Genomic DNA, 16,684 nt, shown 5'->3' on the forward strand with positions numbered 1-16,684 from the left:
TATTTTTTTGTGCGGGTAAACGATCTTATGTGTGTGCTGCTCGCCCCTGCCCCTAAAACAGATGCGATTTGAAGCGGTGCTGCCAGGTATCCGTTAGCGAAACCCCGAGGGCAAAAAACCGCTGATCACTCAGCGGTTTTGCGGCGACTGGGCGGTTACTGCTTGCCCTGCTTGTCCATCAGTGCAGCCAGCATGTCCACTTCGTCCGACGTCAGATCAGTCAGCGGAGCGCGGACCGGACCTGCGTCGTAACCGGCAAGCTTGGCGCCGGCCTTGACGATGCTCACGGCATAGCCGTGTTTGCGGTTACGGATGTCGAGGTACGGCAGGAAGAAATCGTCGATCAGCTTGCCGACGGTCTCGTGATCGTCTTTGGCGATGGCGCGGTAGAAGTCCATCGCCATCTTCGGCAGGAAGTTGAACACCGCCGAGGAGTAGACCGGCACGCCCAGCGCCTTGTAGGCGGCGGCGTAGACTTCTGCGGTGGGCAGACCACCCAGGTACGAGAAGCGGTCGCCGAGACGACGGCGGATCGAAACCATCAGTTCGATATCACCCAGGCCGTCTTTGTAGCCGATCAGGTTAGGGCAACGCTCGGCCAGTTGCTCCAGCAGCGAAGGCGTAAGGCGGCAGACGTTACGGTTGTAGACGACGACGCCGATCTTGACCGATTTGCAGACCGCTTCAACGTGGAGGGCAACGCCGTCCTGGCTGGCTTCAGTCAGGTAATGAGGCAACAGCAGCAGGCCCTTGGCACCCAGACGCTCGGCTTCTTGAGCCATCTGAATGGCCTGGCGAGTCGGGCCACCGACGCCCGCCAGGATTGGCACGCTGGTTTCGCAGGTGTCGACGGCAGTCTTGATGATTTCGGAGTATTCGTCGCCGGTCAGGGAGAAGAACTCACCTGTGCCGCCCGCGGCGAAGAGAGCGGAGGCGCCGTAAGGAGCGAGCCATTCCAGACGCTTGATGTAGCCAGCGCGGTGGAAGTCGCCCTGGGCATTGAAATCGGTAACCGGAAAGGACAGCAGACCGTGAGAGAGGATGGACTTCAGTTCTTGTGGATTCATTATTCGAACACCCTGGGGAGCTATTTTTGTGGATGAAGCACCAGTCCTGTGCTGATGTCGTAAGTCATCGTACAACTGGTAGGGAGATCACTCAATAGCGTTTTGAAATATTTATGACGGGCGAGGATGAGTGGTGCCTGGCTGATGTGGCCATGGGCAGCGGCGCCTGATTATCAGATGCCGAAGTCGCTGCAGGGGTTGCGCTGAATGGCGCGATTTGCAGGAGTGAGCTTGCTCGCGAACGCATTTCTCCAGACACCGCTGCGCTGAATGACCCGCCGCATTCGCGGGCAAGCGCGCTCCTACATTTGATCAGCGTCGCCTGCGGATCCGCGACTCGTCGCAGGTTGTAGGAGTGAGCTTGCTCGCGATCTGGCGCGAAGCGGCAGCATTCTTGTGAATGCGGCATGTCGGAACGAACTGCAGCTTCAGCTTTACGACTGCTACGCAGCCGATCGCGAGCGAGCCCACTCCTACGGCATATGGCCAAAATCAACCGCTTTCACCGCCCTCTCGGATTATTCCGTAGTCCAGTGATCCAGACGTTGTAGTCCTTCTCTGAAACTGCTCGCGCACCTGCCTGGAAAACCTTCTGCAGGGCGCAGCACGTCGCTAAAGTCGTTGCGGTTCAAATTCAAATTCTTAATCACCGCGAACCGCAAGGAACGAAACGAAATGGCAATTGATGCATTTTTGAAAATGGCTGACATCCCGGGTGAGTCACTGGATGCCCAGTTCAAAGACTGGATTGAGATGGAAGACTTTGATGTCGGCGCCAGCCAGTCAGCCTCCGCAACCACGACGAGCTCGGGCGGGGCCAGCAGTGGCCGCGCGAAAATGAGTGATTTGTACTTCCGAAAAGCTGTCGATAAAGCAACACCTAAGCTGCACGAAGCCTGCTGCAGTGGCAGGCACTTCAAAGAAGTGACCATCGCGTTAAATCGGGCGGGCAACGACAAGATCAAGTACTTGGAAATAAAGCTTGAGGAAGTGATTGTTTCGTCAGTCTCGCTGAATGGCAACGGCAGCAAAGAAACCGGTTTCCCCACTGAAACAGTCCGTTTGAATTACGCACGGATCAAGATGCCCTACATACAGCAGAAGCGCTCCGATGGATCAGGCGGCGGCCAGATAGTCGGGGGCTGGGATGGTGTTGCGAACAAGGTATACGCGTAACGCCGACCCGTTGGAGGATAGCTGACATGGCTGGTAAAAATGAGCGGAACCCGAATATTGCTTACTGCACCTGTGTACTCAACGGCGAGCCGTTGAGTGAGTTGACGTGTGAGGGAAGAAGTTACGAAGCGTTTTCCGGAGATGTTGCGACGTACGTTAATAATGCACGCTATCAGGATGTAGTTAAGGAGGGGCCTTTGCCCCTCGGCAGGTATTACATATTAGACCGAGAATCTGGTGGCATGCTGGGCTGGATCAGACAACCAGTTAAAGACGTATTTGCAGGAACTGACAGGAGCGAGTGGTTCAGCCTTTACCGAGACGACGGCGAAGTAGACGACCAGACGGCTATCAACAACATTCAGCGAAGCGCGTTCCGGATTCATCCGCTTGGACCACAGGGAATTAGCCAGGGCTGCGTGACCATGACATCGAAGTTGGCATTCGATGAGCTACGTCGATCCTTGAGAAATCTGCCAGGGGAAATCTTGCCTAGCACAGGAATCAAATACTTCGGAGTGTTGGATGTGCTGGAAAACTCTCAGGGGGCCAAATGATTAGAATGCTGGCGATATTCCTGCAAATCATCTTCACACTTACGCTTTCAATATTCCTCGAACGCTGGGTGATGATTGGCGGACCGATGAAATGGATACTTCACACTGAAACCGGGATGAATGCTTATGTATGGCTACTAACGCTCTTCAATTTGGAGGGTCTGGAGGACGGCGAAGACATGCTCATTCTCTTGACGCTCAGCGTGACGCTTATCGCTTCAACGCTGACATGCGTAGCGCTCACCAAGGCCCTGCGAAAATGGAGACGCGCACCGATCGATCCAAACGTCGAATAACCCAGCCATAACCTTGTTCGATCAAGGGCACCGCAGCAATGCGATCCCCTATCAATCAATCCACCTCAAGCCCGCTGCGATTCAGCCTCTTCATGGGCATGGCGCAGGCGTTCGCGGCTGTTGGTCAGGTGCAGGCGCATGGCGGCGCGGGCGGCATCGGAGTCCTGACGCGCGATGGCGTCGTAGATTTCCTCGTGCTCGCGGCTCAGGCGGCTCATGTAATGCTGGTTGTCGTCGTGGGCCAGGCGCGCTGAGTTCAGACGGGTGCGGGGAATGATGCTGGTGCCCAGGTGATTCATGATGTCGGTGAAGTAGCGGTTGCCGGTCGACAGGGCGATTGCCATGTGGAACTGGAAATCAGCACCAACGGCATCGCTGGCATGGGCCGCGCTTTCGTTGAGCGCATCGAGGGCGGCGCGCATGTCGGCCAGTTGTTCGGCGGATCGGCGCTGAGCGGCAAGGCCGGCCGACTCGACTTCCAGGCTGATGCGCAGCTCAAGAATCGCCAGAACATCACGCAGTGTCACGATGGTCGCGGGATCGATACGGAAACCGCTCGGGCTTGGCGTGTCGAGGACGAAGGTACCGATGCCATGCCGGGTTTCCACCAGCCCGGACGCCTGCAGACGCGAGATGGCTTCGCGTACGACGGTACGGCTGACGCCCTGCTCTTCCATGATGGCAGATTCGGTGGGCAACTTATCGCCGCGCTTGAGTCCGCCACTACGGATGCGCTCGGAGAGTTCGGTGACCAATTCCTGCGCAAGACTGCGGTGCTTTCGGCGGGCGCGAGGCGGAGCGCTCTGATTTTCCATATCCAACATGCATCTCTAAATACGCTGAACGCTGATGATAGCTCACCGGGTTGTGTGATCACACAACAACCCCGATGAGGCGCCGGGTTTTACGGCACTTTACGCTTAAAGTGCCGTTTCAGTCAGCGGCTGCTCATGCAGCTGACCGCCGTCGATGCGCACGTGCCGACGATGGAAGCGCTTGAGGCTGCTGCGATGGCCGATACTGAGCAAGGTCACACCCGGCAACTCGTCCAGCAACGCCTGATACAGCGCGGCTTCATCTTCTTCATCCATCGCTGAAGTCGCTTCATCCAGGTACAGCCAGTCCGGCGCGAACAGCAGGGCGCGGGAGAACGCGACGCGTTGTTGCTCACCCGGTGACAGCATGCGCTGCCAATGTTCGCTCTCGTCCAGTCGAGGGATCAAATGACCGAGGCGGCAAGTTTCCAGCACTTGCGCAAAGCGTTCGGCAGGATAGACCTCGGGCGCCTGTGGATAACTTAACGCCTCCCGCAACGTGCCAATGGGCAGATACGGTCTTTGCGGCAGGAAGAACGCACGCCTGGACGGTAATTTCACCGCACCGTGGCCGTCTTTCCACAACCCGCCCATCGCCCGCAGCAGCGTACTTTTGCCACTGCCGGAGCGGCCGCTGAGCATGACCTTCTCGCCGGCTGCAATGCTGATGTTGGCGTTGTTCAGGAGCTGGCGACCGCCGGCGAGGGACAGCGCCAGGCCTTGGAGCTGCAAGGCGTCGCTGTCATGACTGACCTTGATGGCCGGTACGCGCGCTTCGTTTTCGTCCATGGCCTGACGGAAGCTGAGCAAACGATCACAGGTGGCGCGCCACGACGCCAGCTGGGTGTACGCGTCGATGAACCAGCTGAAATTCTCCTGCACGTTGCCGAACGCCGAGTTGATCTGCATCAGCTCGCCCAGTTCGATCTTGCCGGCAAAATAACGCGGCGCGGCCACGACAAAGGCGAATACGATGGCAATCTGCGAGTAACCGGCGGTGAAGAACGTCAGGCGCTTCTGCACCTTCATGATCGTCCAGAAGTTGCTCCAGACCATGCCGAAGCGCGCGCTCAGGCGCTGATTTTCGTTGGCCTCGCCGTCGGACAGGGCGATGCTTTCGGCGTTTTCGCGAACGCGCACCAGCGAGAAACGCATGTCGGCTTCGTAACGCTGTTGCTGGTTGCTCAGGACGATCAGGCGTTTGCCGATCAGGTGGGTCAGCAAGCTGCCGACCGCTGCATAAATAAGCGCGGCCCAGAACATGTAGCCAGGAATGGTGATGCCAAACAGCTCGATGCTGCCGGACACGCCCCACAGAATCACCGAGAACGACACCAGACTGACGACCGTACGCAGCAGGCCCAGGCTCAGGCTGAGGGTGTCGGACGTGAAGTTGTTGAGGTCTTCGGACAGACGCTGGTCAGGGTTATCGGTGTAACCGCCCTGCTCCAAGCGGTAGTAGTTCTTGTGCGCGAGCCATTTGGCGAAATGCTGCTCGGTCAACCAGCGACGCCAGCGGATGGTCAGCATCTGGGTCAGATAGAGGCGATACACCGCGCCGAGAATGGCGATGGCGGCAATGCCGCAGAAGTACAGGATCAGGTGCGTGAAGGCCCCAAGATCCTTGTTCTGCAGCGCGTTGTAGAAGTCGCGGTACCAGCTGTTGACGAGTACCGAGATGAACACGCTGAACAGCGAGAGCACGATCACTGCGATCAGCAGCACCCAGGCCATGCCTTTTTCTTCGCTGCGCCAGTAAGGCGTCACCAACTTCCAGACCCGGGAAAAGAAATTCCCGTTTACAGCGTCATTGACCCTGGATTCGTCTACATCAAAATTCATGGCAAAAAGCTCGGCAGCGGGCAGTTATAGGCGTTTGGCGCCAATGTGCCAGACGCCACAGACGATCTTCCATGAATAAATCTTTAAGAAGCAGTCCCTGCTTAACGACGGACCGGGCGCTTCTGCAACTTGCGCTGCAACGTGCGCCGATGCATGCCCAAGGCACGCGCCGTGGCGGAGATATTGCCCTCGTGCTCGGTCAGCACGCGCTGAATGTGCTCCCACTGCAAGCGGTCCACCGACATCGGGTTTTCCGGCACCAGTGTGTCCAGGTCGGCATGCTCGGAGAGCAGCGCTGCCAGCACGTCATCGGCATCGGCGGGTTTGCACAGGTAGTTGCAGGCGCCACGCTTGATCGCTTCGACCGCCGTGGCGATGCTCGAATAACCGGTCAGGATCAGCACGCGCATTTCCGGGTCCAGTTCCAGCAACTTGGGCAACAGCACCAGCCCTGAGTCGCCTTCCATTTTCAGATCGACGGCGGCGTAGTCCGGAATGTCCTGCTGCGCGAGGGCCAGGCCCTCGTCGGCGGAACCGGCGGTGCTCACGCGAAAGCCACGGCGCGCCATGGCCCGTGCCATCACGCGGGTAAAAGTGGCATCGTCGTCCACCAGCAGCAGGTGCGGCAATTCTTCGCCTTCAACCTGGATTTCGTCAGTCATGCTTCATCTCCTCGTGCGTCACGGGGCAGGCGCAGCTCGGTAAGCGTGCCGCCTTCCTCGTGAGGATAGAGTTTCACCGAGCCGCCCGCGCGGGTCACGCTGGCCTTACTCAAGAACAGGCCAAGGCCGAAGCCTTTGCCCTTGGTGGTAAAAAAGGGTTTGCCGATCTGCTCGGCAATGGCCAACGGGACGCCGGCGCCATGATCGCGGATGCTGAGGCGAATCTCGGTGGCGGTCCAGTCCAGATTCACCTCGAGCCCTTCGGCGCAGGCATCGGCGGCGTTATTGAGCAGGTTCAGCAGTGCCTGGGTCAGGTCCGGCGGCGGCGCCAGCATCGGCACGTCGCCCTGCCCCAGTCGTTGAAAGCGGTAAGTGGCTTCCGGGCGCATCAGGTGCCAGCGATTGAGCGCCTGATCGAGCCAGTGTGTGACGGTCTGTTCCTGGACCGAAAGCCGACGATTCGCTTCGGCGGCACGCACCAGTTGCTGCAGCGTTTCCTTGCACAGCTTGACCTGATCCTGCAGCACCGAGAGATCTTCCTGCAACGCAGGGTCCTTGTGGTCCTGCTGCATTTCCTTGAGCAGCACGCTCATGGTCGCCAGCGGCGTGCCAAGTTCATGGGCGGCGCCGGCGGCTTCGGTCGCCACCGCCAGCAATTGCTGATCGCGGGCGCCTTCTTCGCGGCGCAAGGCACGCATGTGTTCCTGACGGCGCAGCTCTTCGGCCATGCGCGCAGCAAAAAAAGTGATGACCCCGGCCGCCAGCGCGAAGCTAAGCCACATGCCGTAGATCTGCATGTTCTCGCGGGCCACGAAGGCATTCAGCGGAAAGAACTTGGCCAGCATCAGGGTATACAAGGCCAGCGCGATGCCCGACAGGATCAGCGAGTAACGCCAAGGCAGCGTCACGGCGGCGATGGTCAGCGGCACCAGGTAATAGGAAACGAACGGGTTGGTCGAGCCGCCGGAGAAGTACAGCAGCGCGCTGTGGATAAACAGGTCGAACGCCAGTTGCACCGCGTATTCGAGCTCGGTCACCGGCCACGAGGTGCGCAATCGAATGGCCGTCAGCAGGCAGACGATCGCCGAGAAACCCAATGTGATGTCGAGCTGCAGCCAGGGCAGCGGCAGCAGATCGAACAGATAGGCGAAGCCTACCGAGCCGGCCTGGGCACCCAGCACCAGAATGCGGATGAACGTCAGGCGCCAGAGGTTCTGACGGGTAGCGGAAAGCAGTTGCAAGGGGGCGAGCATGAGCTCTCCTGATGAGCGCTCCAGGCGAATCGGAGCGAGTATAACCAATGGGACAACAGTTGCCGTCAAAGTGCGTCAAAGCGCCACATCCATTTGAGGTCCGCAGGCGTATTCAGGAACAAGCCTCCGGGTTCACAGTCTCATGGGCATCCGTCGGCCAAGGGATTGCAACACGCCCCGCGACGGTTCGCCAAACAAGGAGTTTTTATGTTCAGCCTTCGCCCTACTGCCACATTGTTCACCCTCGGCGCACTCGCGCTGGCCAGCACCCCCGCCCTCGCCGACGACGTTCACTACAACCAGGTTTCGGTCCGCGCCGAGGTCAGCCAGGAGGTGCAGCGCGACCTGATGACCGTCACCCTCTACACCGAAGCGCAGAACACCGACCCTGCCAAACTGGCGGCCGGCGTTACTGAAACCCTGAACAAGGCCCTGGGCGAAGCGCGTCAGGTCAAGGACATCAACATTCGTCAGGGCAGCCGCAACAGCTACCCGATCTACGACGATAAGGGCCAGAAGATCACCGGCTGGCGTGAGCATGCCGAAATCCGCCTGGAAAGCGCTGACTTCGCCGCACTGTCGAAGTTGACCGGCGACCTGCTGGGTGGCGACATGAAGATGGGCGGCATGGACTTCTCCATTTCCAACCCTGCGCGCAAGACCAGCGAGGACACGCTGCTCAAGGATGCCGTCACCGCGTTCCGCGCCCGCGCGAAACTGGTCACCGACGCCCTGGGCGGCACTGGCTACAAATTGGTCAACCTGAACCTCAACACCTCAGGTTTCCCGCAGCCTTACCTGCGAGCGCCGGTCATGATGATGAAGGCCGAGCGTGCCGACGCCGCGCCGACTCCGGATGTCGAAGCTGGCACCAGTCAGGTCAGCGTGGCAGCCGACGGTGTCATCGAAGTCGCTATCCCTTGATGTACACGGCGGCAGCCGATGGCTGCCGCTCTCTCCCTCCCCCTCCCCCCGCTTTTTCCGGCGATCCCGTCGCCCCTTCCCCATCAGCGCGGCACCCTTCTCCTACGGCTCAGGGCGATTCGCCCGATTTTCACGCTGGCCGGAATAAATAGAATTGTCCTCGGAAACACACACTTAACGCGCACTCAAGGCCGCCTGTAATTTAAGTGCACGGCCGTGCGCAGCTAATGATTCAAGGAAGAATCCAATCATGCCTTTTCAAGCACAACCCGTAATGCCGGTCGATATGACCGCCCGCACCCTATGCAGTACCTTCGCGCTGGACCTGCTGACCCAAGTGGCCGAAAACCTTGCCCCAGACGCTTTTGCCCTGGAAATGAGCAACGTCTTCGGCAACGACATCCCGCCTCACCTCTACCTGAAACTGCAGGACAAGCTGCAGGCCGGTGAAGTGGTCAACCCTGAGATACTGCTGGCATGGGAGCTGGGCTTCGAAGCCGACTATGACAACCGCGAGCGGGTCATCCGCGTCGATTGGGCATTTTTCGCACGCACGACCGTCGATCCGCAGCACTACTGGTGGTTGGCGACCGCGCTGATCCACGAGTTCGGCCACCACATCGATAATGTTCTGCGTCGAGAACTGAGCAAAGAGCAACCGTCCGCCGCAACCGACGCGCCCTTCGAAGAAGGCCATCTGTTCACCTTGTGGCTCACCGAAGCTGCCCGCCCGAGCCAGGACGATCTGACCTTCGCCACCTATTCCGAAGTGACCTCTACAGGCCCGGTCAATCATTACGCGATTTCCTGGCAGCAAGCCTGCCAAGCCATTCGCGATTATCTGGCCTCGACCGATCTGCGCTTCGAGCCATCCCACAGCCATTGCGATCGTGAAGCCTTCGAAGCCGGCAACGCTGAGGCAAAGGGCAGCACTCACCAGACGATTGAATGGGTCCTTCGGGATTTCAACTTCAGTCAGAACGAGATAGACGCGGTTTACTTCGGCAACTGGCTGCGGGACTACTCCCAGGTCGTCGATCCCAAGATCACCCGCGCAGCGGACATGCCAAAAGAATTTCCCGCGACCCTGTCCCGCGAGAGCTGGACCGACCTCGTCGATGTGCTGGCCGCTAAAAAATTCTTCGACCTGCGGATGCGCTATCCGAACGAAATGAAGGTCACGCCGCACAAGCTTGGTGTTTATCGTCCGGCGGAGCACATCGACAATCCGTTGGCCATCGACCCGCCTTTCCCGGACCCGAAAGTGCGCGACCCGGACTTCGAAGCCTGGGTGCTTCCCGGCGACCCATCCCTGGGTGCGGACCGAGACACGTCGATGAAGCGTTACATCGGCAACGCAGTGGGCTACATGGAAAAGGAGCTGCGTCTGGCGATGAAGCAGGGCCGTTCCCTTGACGGACTGCGCAGCTTCGGCGCCGCGCTGCATGTGCTCGAAGACCTGTTCGCCCATTCAAACTTTGCAGAGCTGAGCCTGATAAAAGCCGGGCATGTCAGGGTTCTGCCCTGGACAACGCCTACACACGTCAAATGGAATCTGCCGCTGGTCACGGGCACGTTCGGGGCCACCGACGTGATCGCCAGTCTGGCGGGACCGCTGGGCAAAATCCTCTTTTCCACCCGGGAGCTCGAGTTCGAGCTCACTCAGCCAGGCTATCGTTCGGACCGGGATAAAGTAATGCTGGTGTTACTGAGCGAACATCCTGATCAGGATTACTTAAATGCATTCAACGCGCTGCTGACGGCCAGGGACGGCCTGGTGACGCTTGCGAAGAAAATGGGCGTAGACACCCTCAAGTTCTATCGCTGGCTGATCAATACCCCGGCGGGCATTCTGCTGAACGCCTACAACAGTGCGGCGCAAGGTGTTCTGACCTGGATCGGCAACAGTGTCGACGACGCGCAAACGCTGCTGGGCAGTGACCCGAACGTCGATGCGGACCTTGAACCGAGCCATTCGCAACTTTCCAAAGATCACGCCGAACACCCGCTTCACGATCTGGCGGCGCTGCTCGCTACCGAGGCAGTGCGCAAGGTTGCCCAGTCCATGGTCGATTACTGGGCTGGCAAACCCGGGGCCGATCCGGTCGCCGTCGCGTCGGCATTCTTCTGCCATCCCGCCGACAGCGAATGGCAGTACCCGATCGTCACGGCATGGGCGGACAGCAATCCGGCGGAAATCGCCCGCAGTGAATCGAAGAGCGAGCTGGACAAGACCCAGCAGGAGGCGATCGACGAACTTCGCGCCATCCAGACCACACTCTTCAAGGACAGTCAGCGTTATCTGGACTACGTTTTTAACAGCAAGGATCCGCAGCCGTCAGACTTTCAGGGCTATCTTGAGCAAGCATTCATTAAGCTGGTTGCCAACACACCCTGGTGGAAAGAGCTGCAAACGCTCATCAAGTAATAAGCTTATGAATTTCCGTGGCTTGTTGCTCAAGTGAGCTGTGCGGCATTCTTGACGGTCTATCATCCCGTCGATGAATTCAGGCATGAGTGCCGCACTTTATGAGGTTCACATGGACACCACCTTCAAACCCCTGCTCCTGGCGGCCGCAATGGCGCTGTGCGTTCCCTCGGTGCAGGCGGCCAGCACCCTTGTCTACTGCTCGGAAGCCAGCCCTGCCGGTTTCGATCCCAGCCAGTACACCAGCGGCACCGAGTTCGATGCGTCAGCAGAGACCGTCTTCAATCGCCTGACTCAGTTCAAGCGCGGCGGCACGGACGTCGAGCCCGGCCTTGCAACCAAATGGGACGTGTCTGACGACGGTTTGACCTACACCTTTCACTTGCGGCCAGGCGTGAAATTCCACACCACGGACTATTTCAAACCGACCCGCGACTTCAACGCCGATGACGTGCTGTTCACCTTCAACCGCCTGCTTAACCCGGACGACCCGTTCCGCCAGGCGTACCCGTCGGAGTCGCCGTACTTCACCGACATGGGCATGAACACCACCATCAAGCAGGTCGAAAAGGTCGACGATCAGACCGTCCGCTTCAAGCTGAACAACATCGATGCCGCGTTCATCCAGAATCTGGCGATGAGCTTCGCCTCGATTCAATCGGCTGAATACGCCGCGCAACTGATCAAGCAGGGCAAGGCCGGCGACATCAACCTGAAGCCGATCGGTACCGGGCCCTTCGTGTTCAAGCGCTATCAGAAAGACGCGCAGATTCGTTACGTCGGCAACACGCAATACTGGAAGCCGGAGGACGTGAAGCTCGACAACCTGATCTTCTCGATCAACACCGACGCCGCCACCCGCCTGCAGAAGCTCAAGACCGGCGAATGCCAGATCAGCGGATACCCGCGCCCGCAGGACATCGAAGAAGCGCAGAAGGACCCGAACCTCAAGGTGCTGAGCCAGGCCGGTTTCAACCTGGGGTTTCTCGCTTACAACGTGACCCATCCACCCCTCGATCAGTTGAAGGTGCGTCAGGCGCTGGACATGGCCATCGACAAGCCGGCCATCATCAAGGCGGTTTATCAGGGCGCCGGGCAGCTGGCACAGAACGCTCTGCCACCGGCGCAATGGAGCTTTGATCCGAACATCAAGGACGCGCCCCACGATCCAGCGAAGGCAAAGCAGCTGCTCAAGGAAGCGGGCGTTGCGCCAGGTACTCAGATCAACCTCTGGGCGATGACCGTTCAGCGCGCCTCCAACCCGAATGCGCGCATGTCGGCGCAGATGATCCAGGCGGACTGGGCGAAGATCGGCATCAAGGCGAACATCGTCAGCTATGAATGGGGCGAGTACATCAAGCGCGCCAAGGCCGGCGAGCATGACGTGATGATCTACGGCTGGACCGGTGACAATGGCGACCCCGACAACTGGCTCGGCGTGCTGTACAGCTGTGGGGCGGTGAAGGGCAGCAACTACGCGAAGTGGTGTAACCCGGCCTACGACAAGCTGGTGACCCAGGCCAAGCTGACCAGCAACCGCGATGAGCGCATCAAGCTGTACAAGCAGGCGCAAAACATTCTGAAAAACGACGTGCCGATCACCCCGATCGCCAATTCCAAAGTGTTTCAGCCGATGCGCAAAGAGGTTCAGGATTTCAAACTCAGCCCGTTTGGCTTGACCCCCTTCTACGGCGTGAGCCTTTCCAAATAATCAGCTCAAACCAACAGCGAAGTAACACTTGTTGACCGAAGCGGGTGCAATCGTCACGTTGCGATGCACCCTTTTGGTGCTGCAAAGATATCGATATGCGACACGCAAACGTTCAACAGCGTCAGAAATTACACTTATGCGACATTCGTGTACGTTCGTGCCACTGTTTGTCGCCTTGCTGGCGCCAACATCTTGCTTTGGGTATGGCGCCTGCATAAGTATCCGTGGGACAGGCCCAAAAGGCCGTACCCTCAATCAAAAAATGACAACAACTGAGGCCACCATGCTCAAAAAAGCGGTCATTCCGTTTCTACTCGGCGCAGGTTTGATCGCCAGCGCTCCCTTCGCCCATGCAGCATCGAATCTGGTGTTCTGCTCCGAAGGCAGCCCTGCTGGTTTCGATCCAGGTCAATACACCACCGGTACCGACTTCGATGCTTCGGCCGAGACCGTTTTCAACCGTTTGAGCCAGTTCGAACGTGGCGGCACTGCTGTCATTCCAGGCCTTGCCACCCGCTGGGACGTTGCTCCGGATGGCCTGACCTACACCTTCCACCTGCGTGAAGGTGTGAAATTCCACACCACCCCTTACTTCAAGCCGACGCGTACCTTCAATGCCGATGACGTGCTGTTCACGTTCAACCGCATGATCAACAAGGACGACCCGTTCCGTAAGGCGTACCCGACCGAATTCCCGTACTTCACCGACATGGCGATGGACACCAACATCACCAAGATCGAGAAGGTCGACGATCACACCGTCAAGATGACCCTCGGCACCGTTGATGCTGCGTTCATCCAGAACCTGGCAATGAGCTTCGCGTCCATTCAGTCCGCTGAATACGCTGCGCAGTTGCTCAAAGAAGGCAAGCCGGAAGACATCAACCAGAAGCCGATCGGCACTGGCCCGTTCGTGTTCAAGAGCTACCAGAAAGACTCCAACATCCGCTTCACCGGGAACAAGGACTACTGGAAGCCTGAAGACGTCAAAGTCGACAACCTGATTTTTGCCATCACCACTGACGCCTCGGTTCGAGTGCAGAAGCTGAAGAAGGGCGAATGCCAGATCACTGCTTATCCGCGTCCGGCTGACCTCGCTACGCTGAAAGCCGACCCTGCGTTGAAAATGCCTGATCAGGCCGGCTTCAACCTGGGTTACATCGCCTACAACGTGATGCCGAAGATCAAGGGCGAAGACAAGCCGAACCCACTGGCTGACCTGAAAGTACGTCAGGCGCTGGACATGGCTGTCGACAAGAAAGCCATCATCGACGCCGTGTACCAGGGCGCAGGCCAACTGGCAGTCAATGCCATGCCTCCGACCCAATGGTCTTATGACACCACGATCAAAGATGCACCGTTCGACATCACCAAGGCCAAGGAGCTGCTCAAACAGGCAGGCGTGAAGGAAGGCACCGAGATCACCCTGTGGGCGATGCCGGTTCAGCGTCCTTACAACCCGAACGCCAAGCTGATGGCCGAGATGCTCCAGAACGACTGGAAGAAGATCGGCATCAACGCCAAGATCGTTTCCTACGAGTGGGGCGAGTACATCAAGCGCGCCAAGGCCGGCGAAAACGGCGCAATGCTGATTGGCTGGAGCGGCGACAACGGTGACCCGGACAACTGGCTGGGTACTCTGTTTGGCTGCGACGCCCTCAACGGCAACAACTTCGCCAAATGGTGTGACAAGCCGTTCGATACCTTGATCCACCAGGCCAAGGAAACCACCGATCAGGCCAAGCGCACCGAGCTGTACAAGCAGGCCCAACACCTGCTCAAAGATGCCGTGCCTATGACTCCAATTGCCCACTCGACTGTTTATCAGCCGATGCGCAAGGAAGTTCAGGACTTCAAGATCAGCCCGTTCGGTCTGAACTCGTTCTACGGCGTCAGCGTCAGCGGCAAGTAATACTTCCAGATGACCACTCGGTCGCGTTGCCCAAGGGCGACGCGATCGCGTTGTCATGTGCTCGATCGTTAAATGAAATTGACTATCGTTAGATGCGTAGCGACTGGCCGTTAGCGCCTGCCTGAAAGTCTCTGCCTACTAACGATAAGCACTTTTCCTACAAACTTTGAAGCACGCGTAACTATGGACTGTGCGGCGCCAGAGACATACCTTCTGACAAGCCGTAAATACAGTCCGTTGTTTATCTTGAACAGTGAGATGTATCAGGCGTTGACTCTCCATTTGCGCAAACGATTGCCATGGATTGCGCAGGCAGTCGCATTTAATGCGCTTCTCACGATAAGGAATATCATGCGTTCGAATATCGTTGTGCCATCGCTTATCGCCGTCAGCCTTCTGGCGATGACGCCCGTTGTTCAGGCCGACAGTAAAAGTCTGGTCTTTTGTTCAGAAGGCAGCCCGGCCGGGTTTGATATCGGTCAGTACACCTCCGGCACTGACAACGATGCCGCCGAGCCGATCTACAACCGTCTCGCCGAGTTCGCACGCGGTGAGACCAGCGTGGTGCCTGCTCTCGCAACGAGCTGGGACATCTCCCCTGACAACCTGACGTACACGTTCCATCTGCGCGAAGGCGTCAAATTCCACAGCAACAAGCTCTTCACGCCCACGCGCGATTTCAATGCCGACGACGTGCTGTTCACGTTCAATCGCATGCTGCACAAGGACCACCCTTTCCGCGTTGCTTATCCGACGGAGTTTCCGTTCTTCACCAGCATGGGTCTGGACAAGAACATCAAGTCGGTGGAAAAAACCGACCCGATGACCGTGGTGTTCACCCTCAACAACGTTGATGCGGCGTTCATCCAGAATGTTTCCATGAACTTCGCGTCCATCCTGTCTGCTGAATACGCTGACAAACTGATGGCCTCGGGCGACGCGCGCGATATTAATCAGGCGCCCATCGGCACCGGCCCGTTCGTCTTTCAGCGTTATCAAAAAGACTCGCAAATTCGCTACGTAAAAAACAAACAGTTCTGGGACCCGAGTCGGGTCAAGATTGATCAGTTGATCTTTGCGATCAATACAGACGCGTCGGTGCGCGTTCAAAAACTCAAAAAGAACGAGTGTCAGGTCACCTTGAATCCGCGCCCTGCGGACGTTGAGTCGATCAAGGCGGACAAAAACCTGCGGGTCATCGAGAAGCCCGGTTTCAACCTCGGTTATATCAGTTACAACGTACGCCACGCCCCGCTGGACAACTTGCAGGTTCGCCAGGCGCTGGACATGGCGGTGGATAAAAAAGCGATCATCGCCGCGGTGTATCAAGGCGCCGGGCAACTGGCCCAGAACTCCATGCCGCCCACGCAGTGGTCCTATGACGACACGGTCAAGGACGCACCCTACAACCCGGAAAAAGCCCGCGAGTTGCTGCGCGCCGCCGGCGTCAAGGAAGGCACCGAGCTGACCCTCTGGGCCATGCCGGTCCAGCGCCCCTACAATCCCAACGCCAAGCTGATGGCCCAGATGCTTCAGGCCGACTGGGCCAAAGTGGGCATCAAGGCGACCATCGTCAGCTACGAGTGGGGCGAGTACCTCAAACGCAGCAAGAATGGCGAACATGACATTTCGCTCATCGGCTGGACCGGTGACAACGGCGACCCGGACAACTGGATGGGCACGCTGTACAGCTGCGCTTCCATCGGCGGCAATAACTACTCGATGTGGTGCGACGAAAAATACGACGCACTGGTCAAGGCCGCCGTCTCGAACACCAACAAGGACCAGCGCATTGCGCTGTACAAACAAGCTCAGCATTACCTGAAAGAACAGGTACCCATTACGCCGATTGCCCACTCGACGGTGATCCAGCCGATGCGTAAGGAAGTGCAAGGTTTCCTGGTAAGCCCGTTCAACCGCAACAACTTCTCGGGCGTCAGCATCGCCGACTGATTCAAAAACATGCCTGGGGGCGCAACCACGCCCTTTGGCATTGCTTTATCCGCGTTTCGCCGGATAGGCAAGAAACTGGCCCATGGGC

13 protein-coding genes are annotated in these 16,684 nt (G+C 58.2%); 8 read left to right on the forward strand and 5 right to left on the reverse strand.

Going from position 1 to position 16,684, the window contains the following annotated elements:
* Nucleotides 1-155 precede the first annotated feature (155 nt).
* The gene (gene kdgD / locus BMY98_RS06875; protein WP_074886516.1) at nt 156-1,067 is read right to left on the reverse strand and encodes a 5-dehydro-4-deoxyglucarate dehydratase; all 912 of its coding nucleotides are present in this window, start codon (nt 1,065-1,067) and stop codon (nt 156-158) included.
* A gap of 675 nt (nt 1,068-1,742) precedes the next feature.
* Between kdgD and BMY98_RS06880 the strand changes: the two genes are divergently transcribed.
* From BMY98_RS06880 to BMY98_RS06890, 3 genes are read left to right on the forward strand one after another with little or no spacing between them, the layout of a single operon-like run.
* Complete coding sequence (locus BMY98_RS06880; protein WP_074886519.1) at nt 1,743-2,243, forward strand: Hcp family type VI secretion system effector; 501 nt, start codon at nt 1,743-1,745, stop codon at nt 2,241-2,243.
* 26 nt (nt 2,244-2,269) lie between these two features.
* Nucleotides 2,270-2,800 (forward strand): DUF2778 domain-containing protein, encoded by a 531-nt coding sequence (locus tag BMY98_RS06885; protein WP_074886522.1) that lies wholly within the window; start codon nt 2,270-2,272, stop codon nt 2,798-2,800.
* On the forward strand, nt 2,797-3,096 hold the full coding sequence (locus tag BMY98_RS06890; RefSeq protein ID WP_074886525.1) for a hypothetical protein: 300 nt from the start codon (nt 2,797-2,799) through the stop codon (nt 3,094-3,096). Before BMY98_RS06885 ends, BMY98_RS06890 begins: the two co-directional genes overlap by 4 nt.
* Nucleotides 3,097-3,161: 65 nt before the next feature.
* Here BMY98_RS06890 and BMY98_RS06895 read toward each other — a convergent pair whose 3' ends face one another.
* From BMY98_RS06895 to BMY98_RS06910, 4 genes are all read right to left on the reverse strand, one after another.
* Nucleotides 3,162-3,911 (reverse strand): FadR/GntR family transcriptional regulator, encoded by a 750-nt coding sequence (locus BMY98_RS06895; protein ID WP_074886528.1) that lies wholly within the window; start codon nt 3,909-3,911, stop codon nt 3,162-3,164.
* Nucleotides 3,912-4,016: 105 nt separating this feature from the next.
* Nucleotides 4,017-5,753 (reverse strand): ABC transporter ATP-binding protein/permease, encoded by a 1,737-nt coding sequence (locus BMY98_RS06900; RefSeq protein WP_074886531.1) that lies wholly within the window; start codon nt 5,751-5,753, stop codon nt 4,017-4,019.
* 101 nt (nt 5,754-5,854) lie between these two features.
* Nucleotides 5,855-6,415, reverse strand: coding sequence for a response regulator transcription factor (locus tag BMY98_RS06905; protein WP_065990162.1), 561 nt, complete (start codon nt 6,413-6,415; stop codon nt 5,855-5,857).
* On the reverse strand, nt 6,412-7,668 hold the full coding sequence (locus tag BMY98_RS06910) for an ATP-binding protein (protein WP_074886534.1): 1,257 nt from the start codon (nt 7,666-7,668) through the stop codon (nt 6,412-6,414). Before BMY98_RS06910 ends, BMY98_RS06905 begins: the two co-directional genes overlap by 4 nt.
* Nucleotides 7,669-7,875: 207 nt before the next feature.
* Here BMY98_RS06910 and BMY98_RS06915 point away from each other — a divergent pair, with 207 nt between their 5' ends.
* The 5 genes from BMY98_RS06915 (at nt 7,876) to BMY98_RS06935 (ending at nt 16,596) form a co-directional block, all read left to right on the forward strand.
* The gene (locus tag BMY98_RS06915; RefSeq protein ID WP_074886537.1) at nt 7,876-8,592 is read left to right on the forward strand and encodes an SIMPL domain-containing protein; all 717 of its coding nucleotides are present in this window, start codon (nt 7,876-7,878) and stop codon (nt 8,590-8,592) included.
* Nucleotides 8,593-8,842: 250 nt separating this feature from the next.
* Nucleotides 8,843-11,020, forward strand: coding sequence for an HET-C-related protein (locus BMY98_RS06920; protein WP_083398734.1), 2,178 nt, complete (start codon nt 8,843-8,845; stop codon nt 11,018-11,020).
* 112 nt (nt 11,021-11,132) lie between these two features.
* Nucleotides 11,133-12,731, forward strand: coding sequence for an ABC transporter substrate-binding protein (locus BMY98_RS06925; RefSeq protein WP_074886653.1), 1,599 nt, complete (start codon nt 11,133-11,135; stop codon nt 12,729-12,731).
* Between the two features lie 283 nt (nt 12,732-13,014).
* Nucleotides 13,015-14,643: an ABC transporter substrate-binding protein gene (locus BMY98_RS06930; RefSeq protein ID WP_074886543.1), complete on the forward strand. Its 1,629-nt coding sequence runs from the start codon at nt 13,015-13,017 to the stop codon at nt 14,641-14,643.
* A gap of 351 nt (nt 14,644-14,994) precedes the next feature.
* Complete coding sequence (locus BMY98_RS06935) at nt 14,995-16,596, forward strand: ABC transporter substrate-binding protein (RefSeq protein WP_074886546.1); 1,602 nt, start codon at nt 14,995-14,997, stop codon at nt 16,594-16,596.
* Nucleotides 16,597-16,684: the final 88 nt, after the last annotated feature.

The sequence above is a fragment of the Pseudomonas graminis genome, assembly GCF_900111735.1.
GTDB lineage: Bacteria > Pseudomonadota > Gammaproteobacteria > Pseudomonadales > Pseudomonadaceae > Aquipseudomonas > Aquipseudomonas graminis.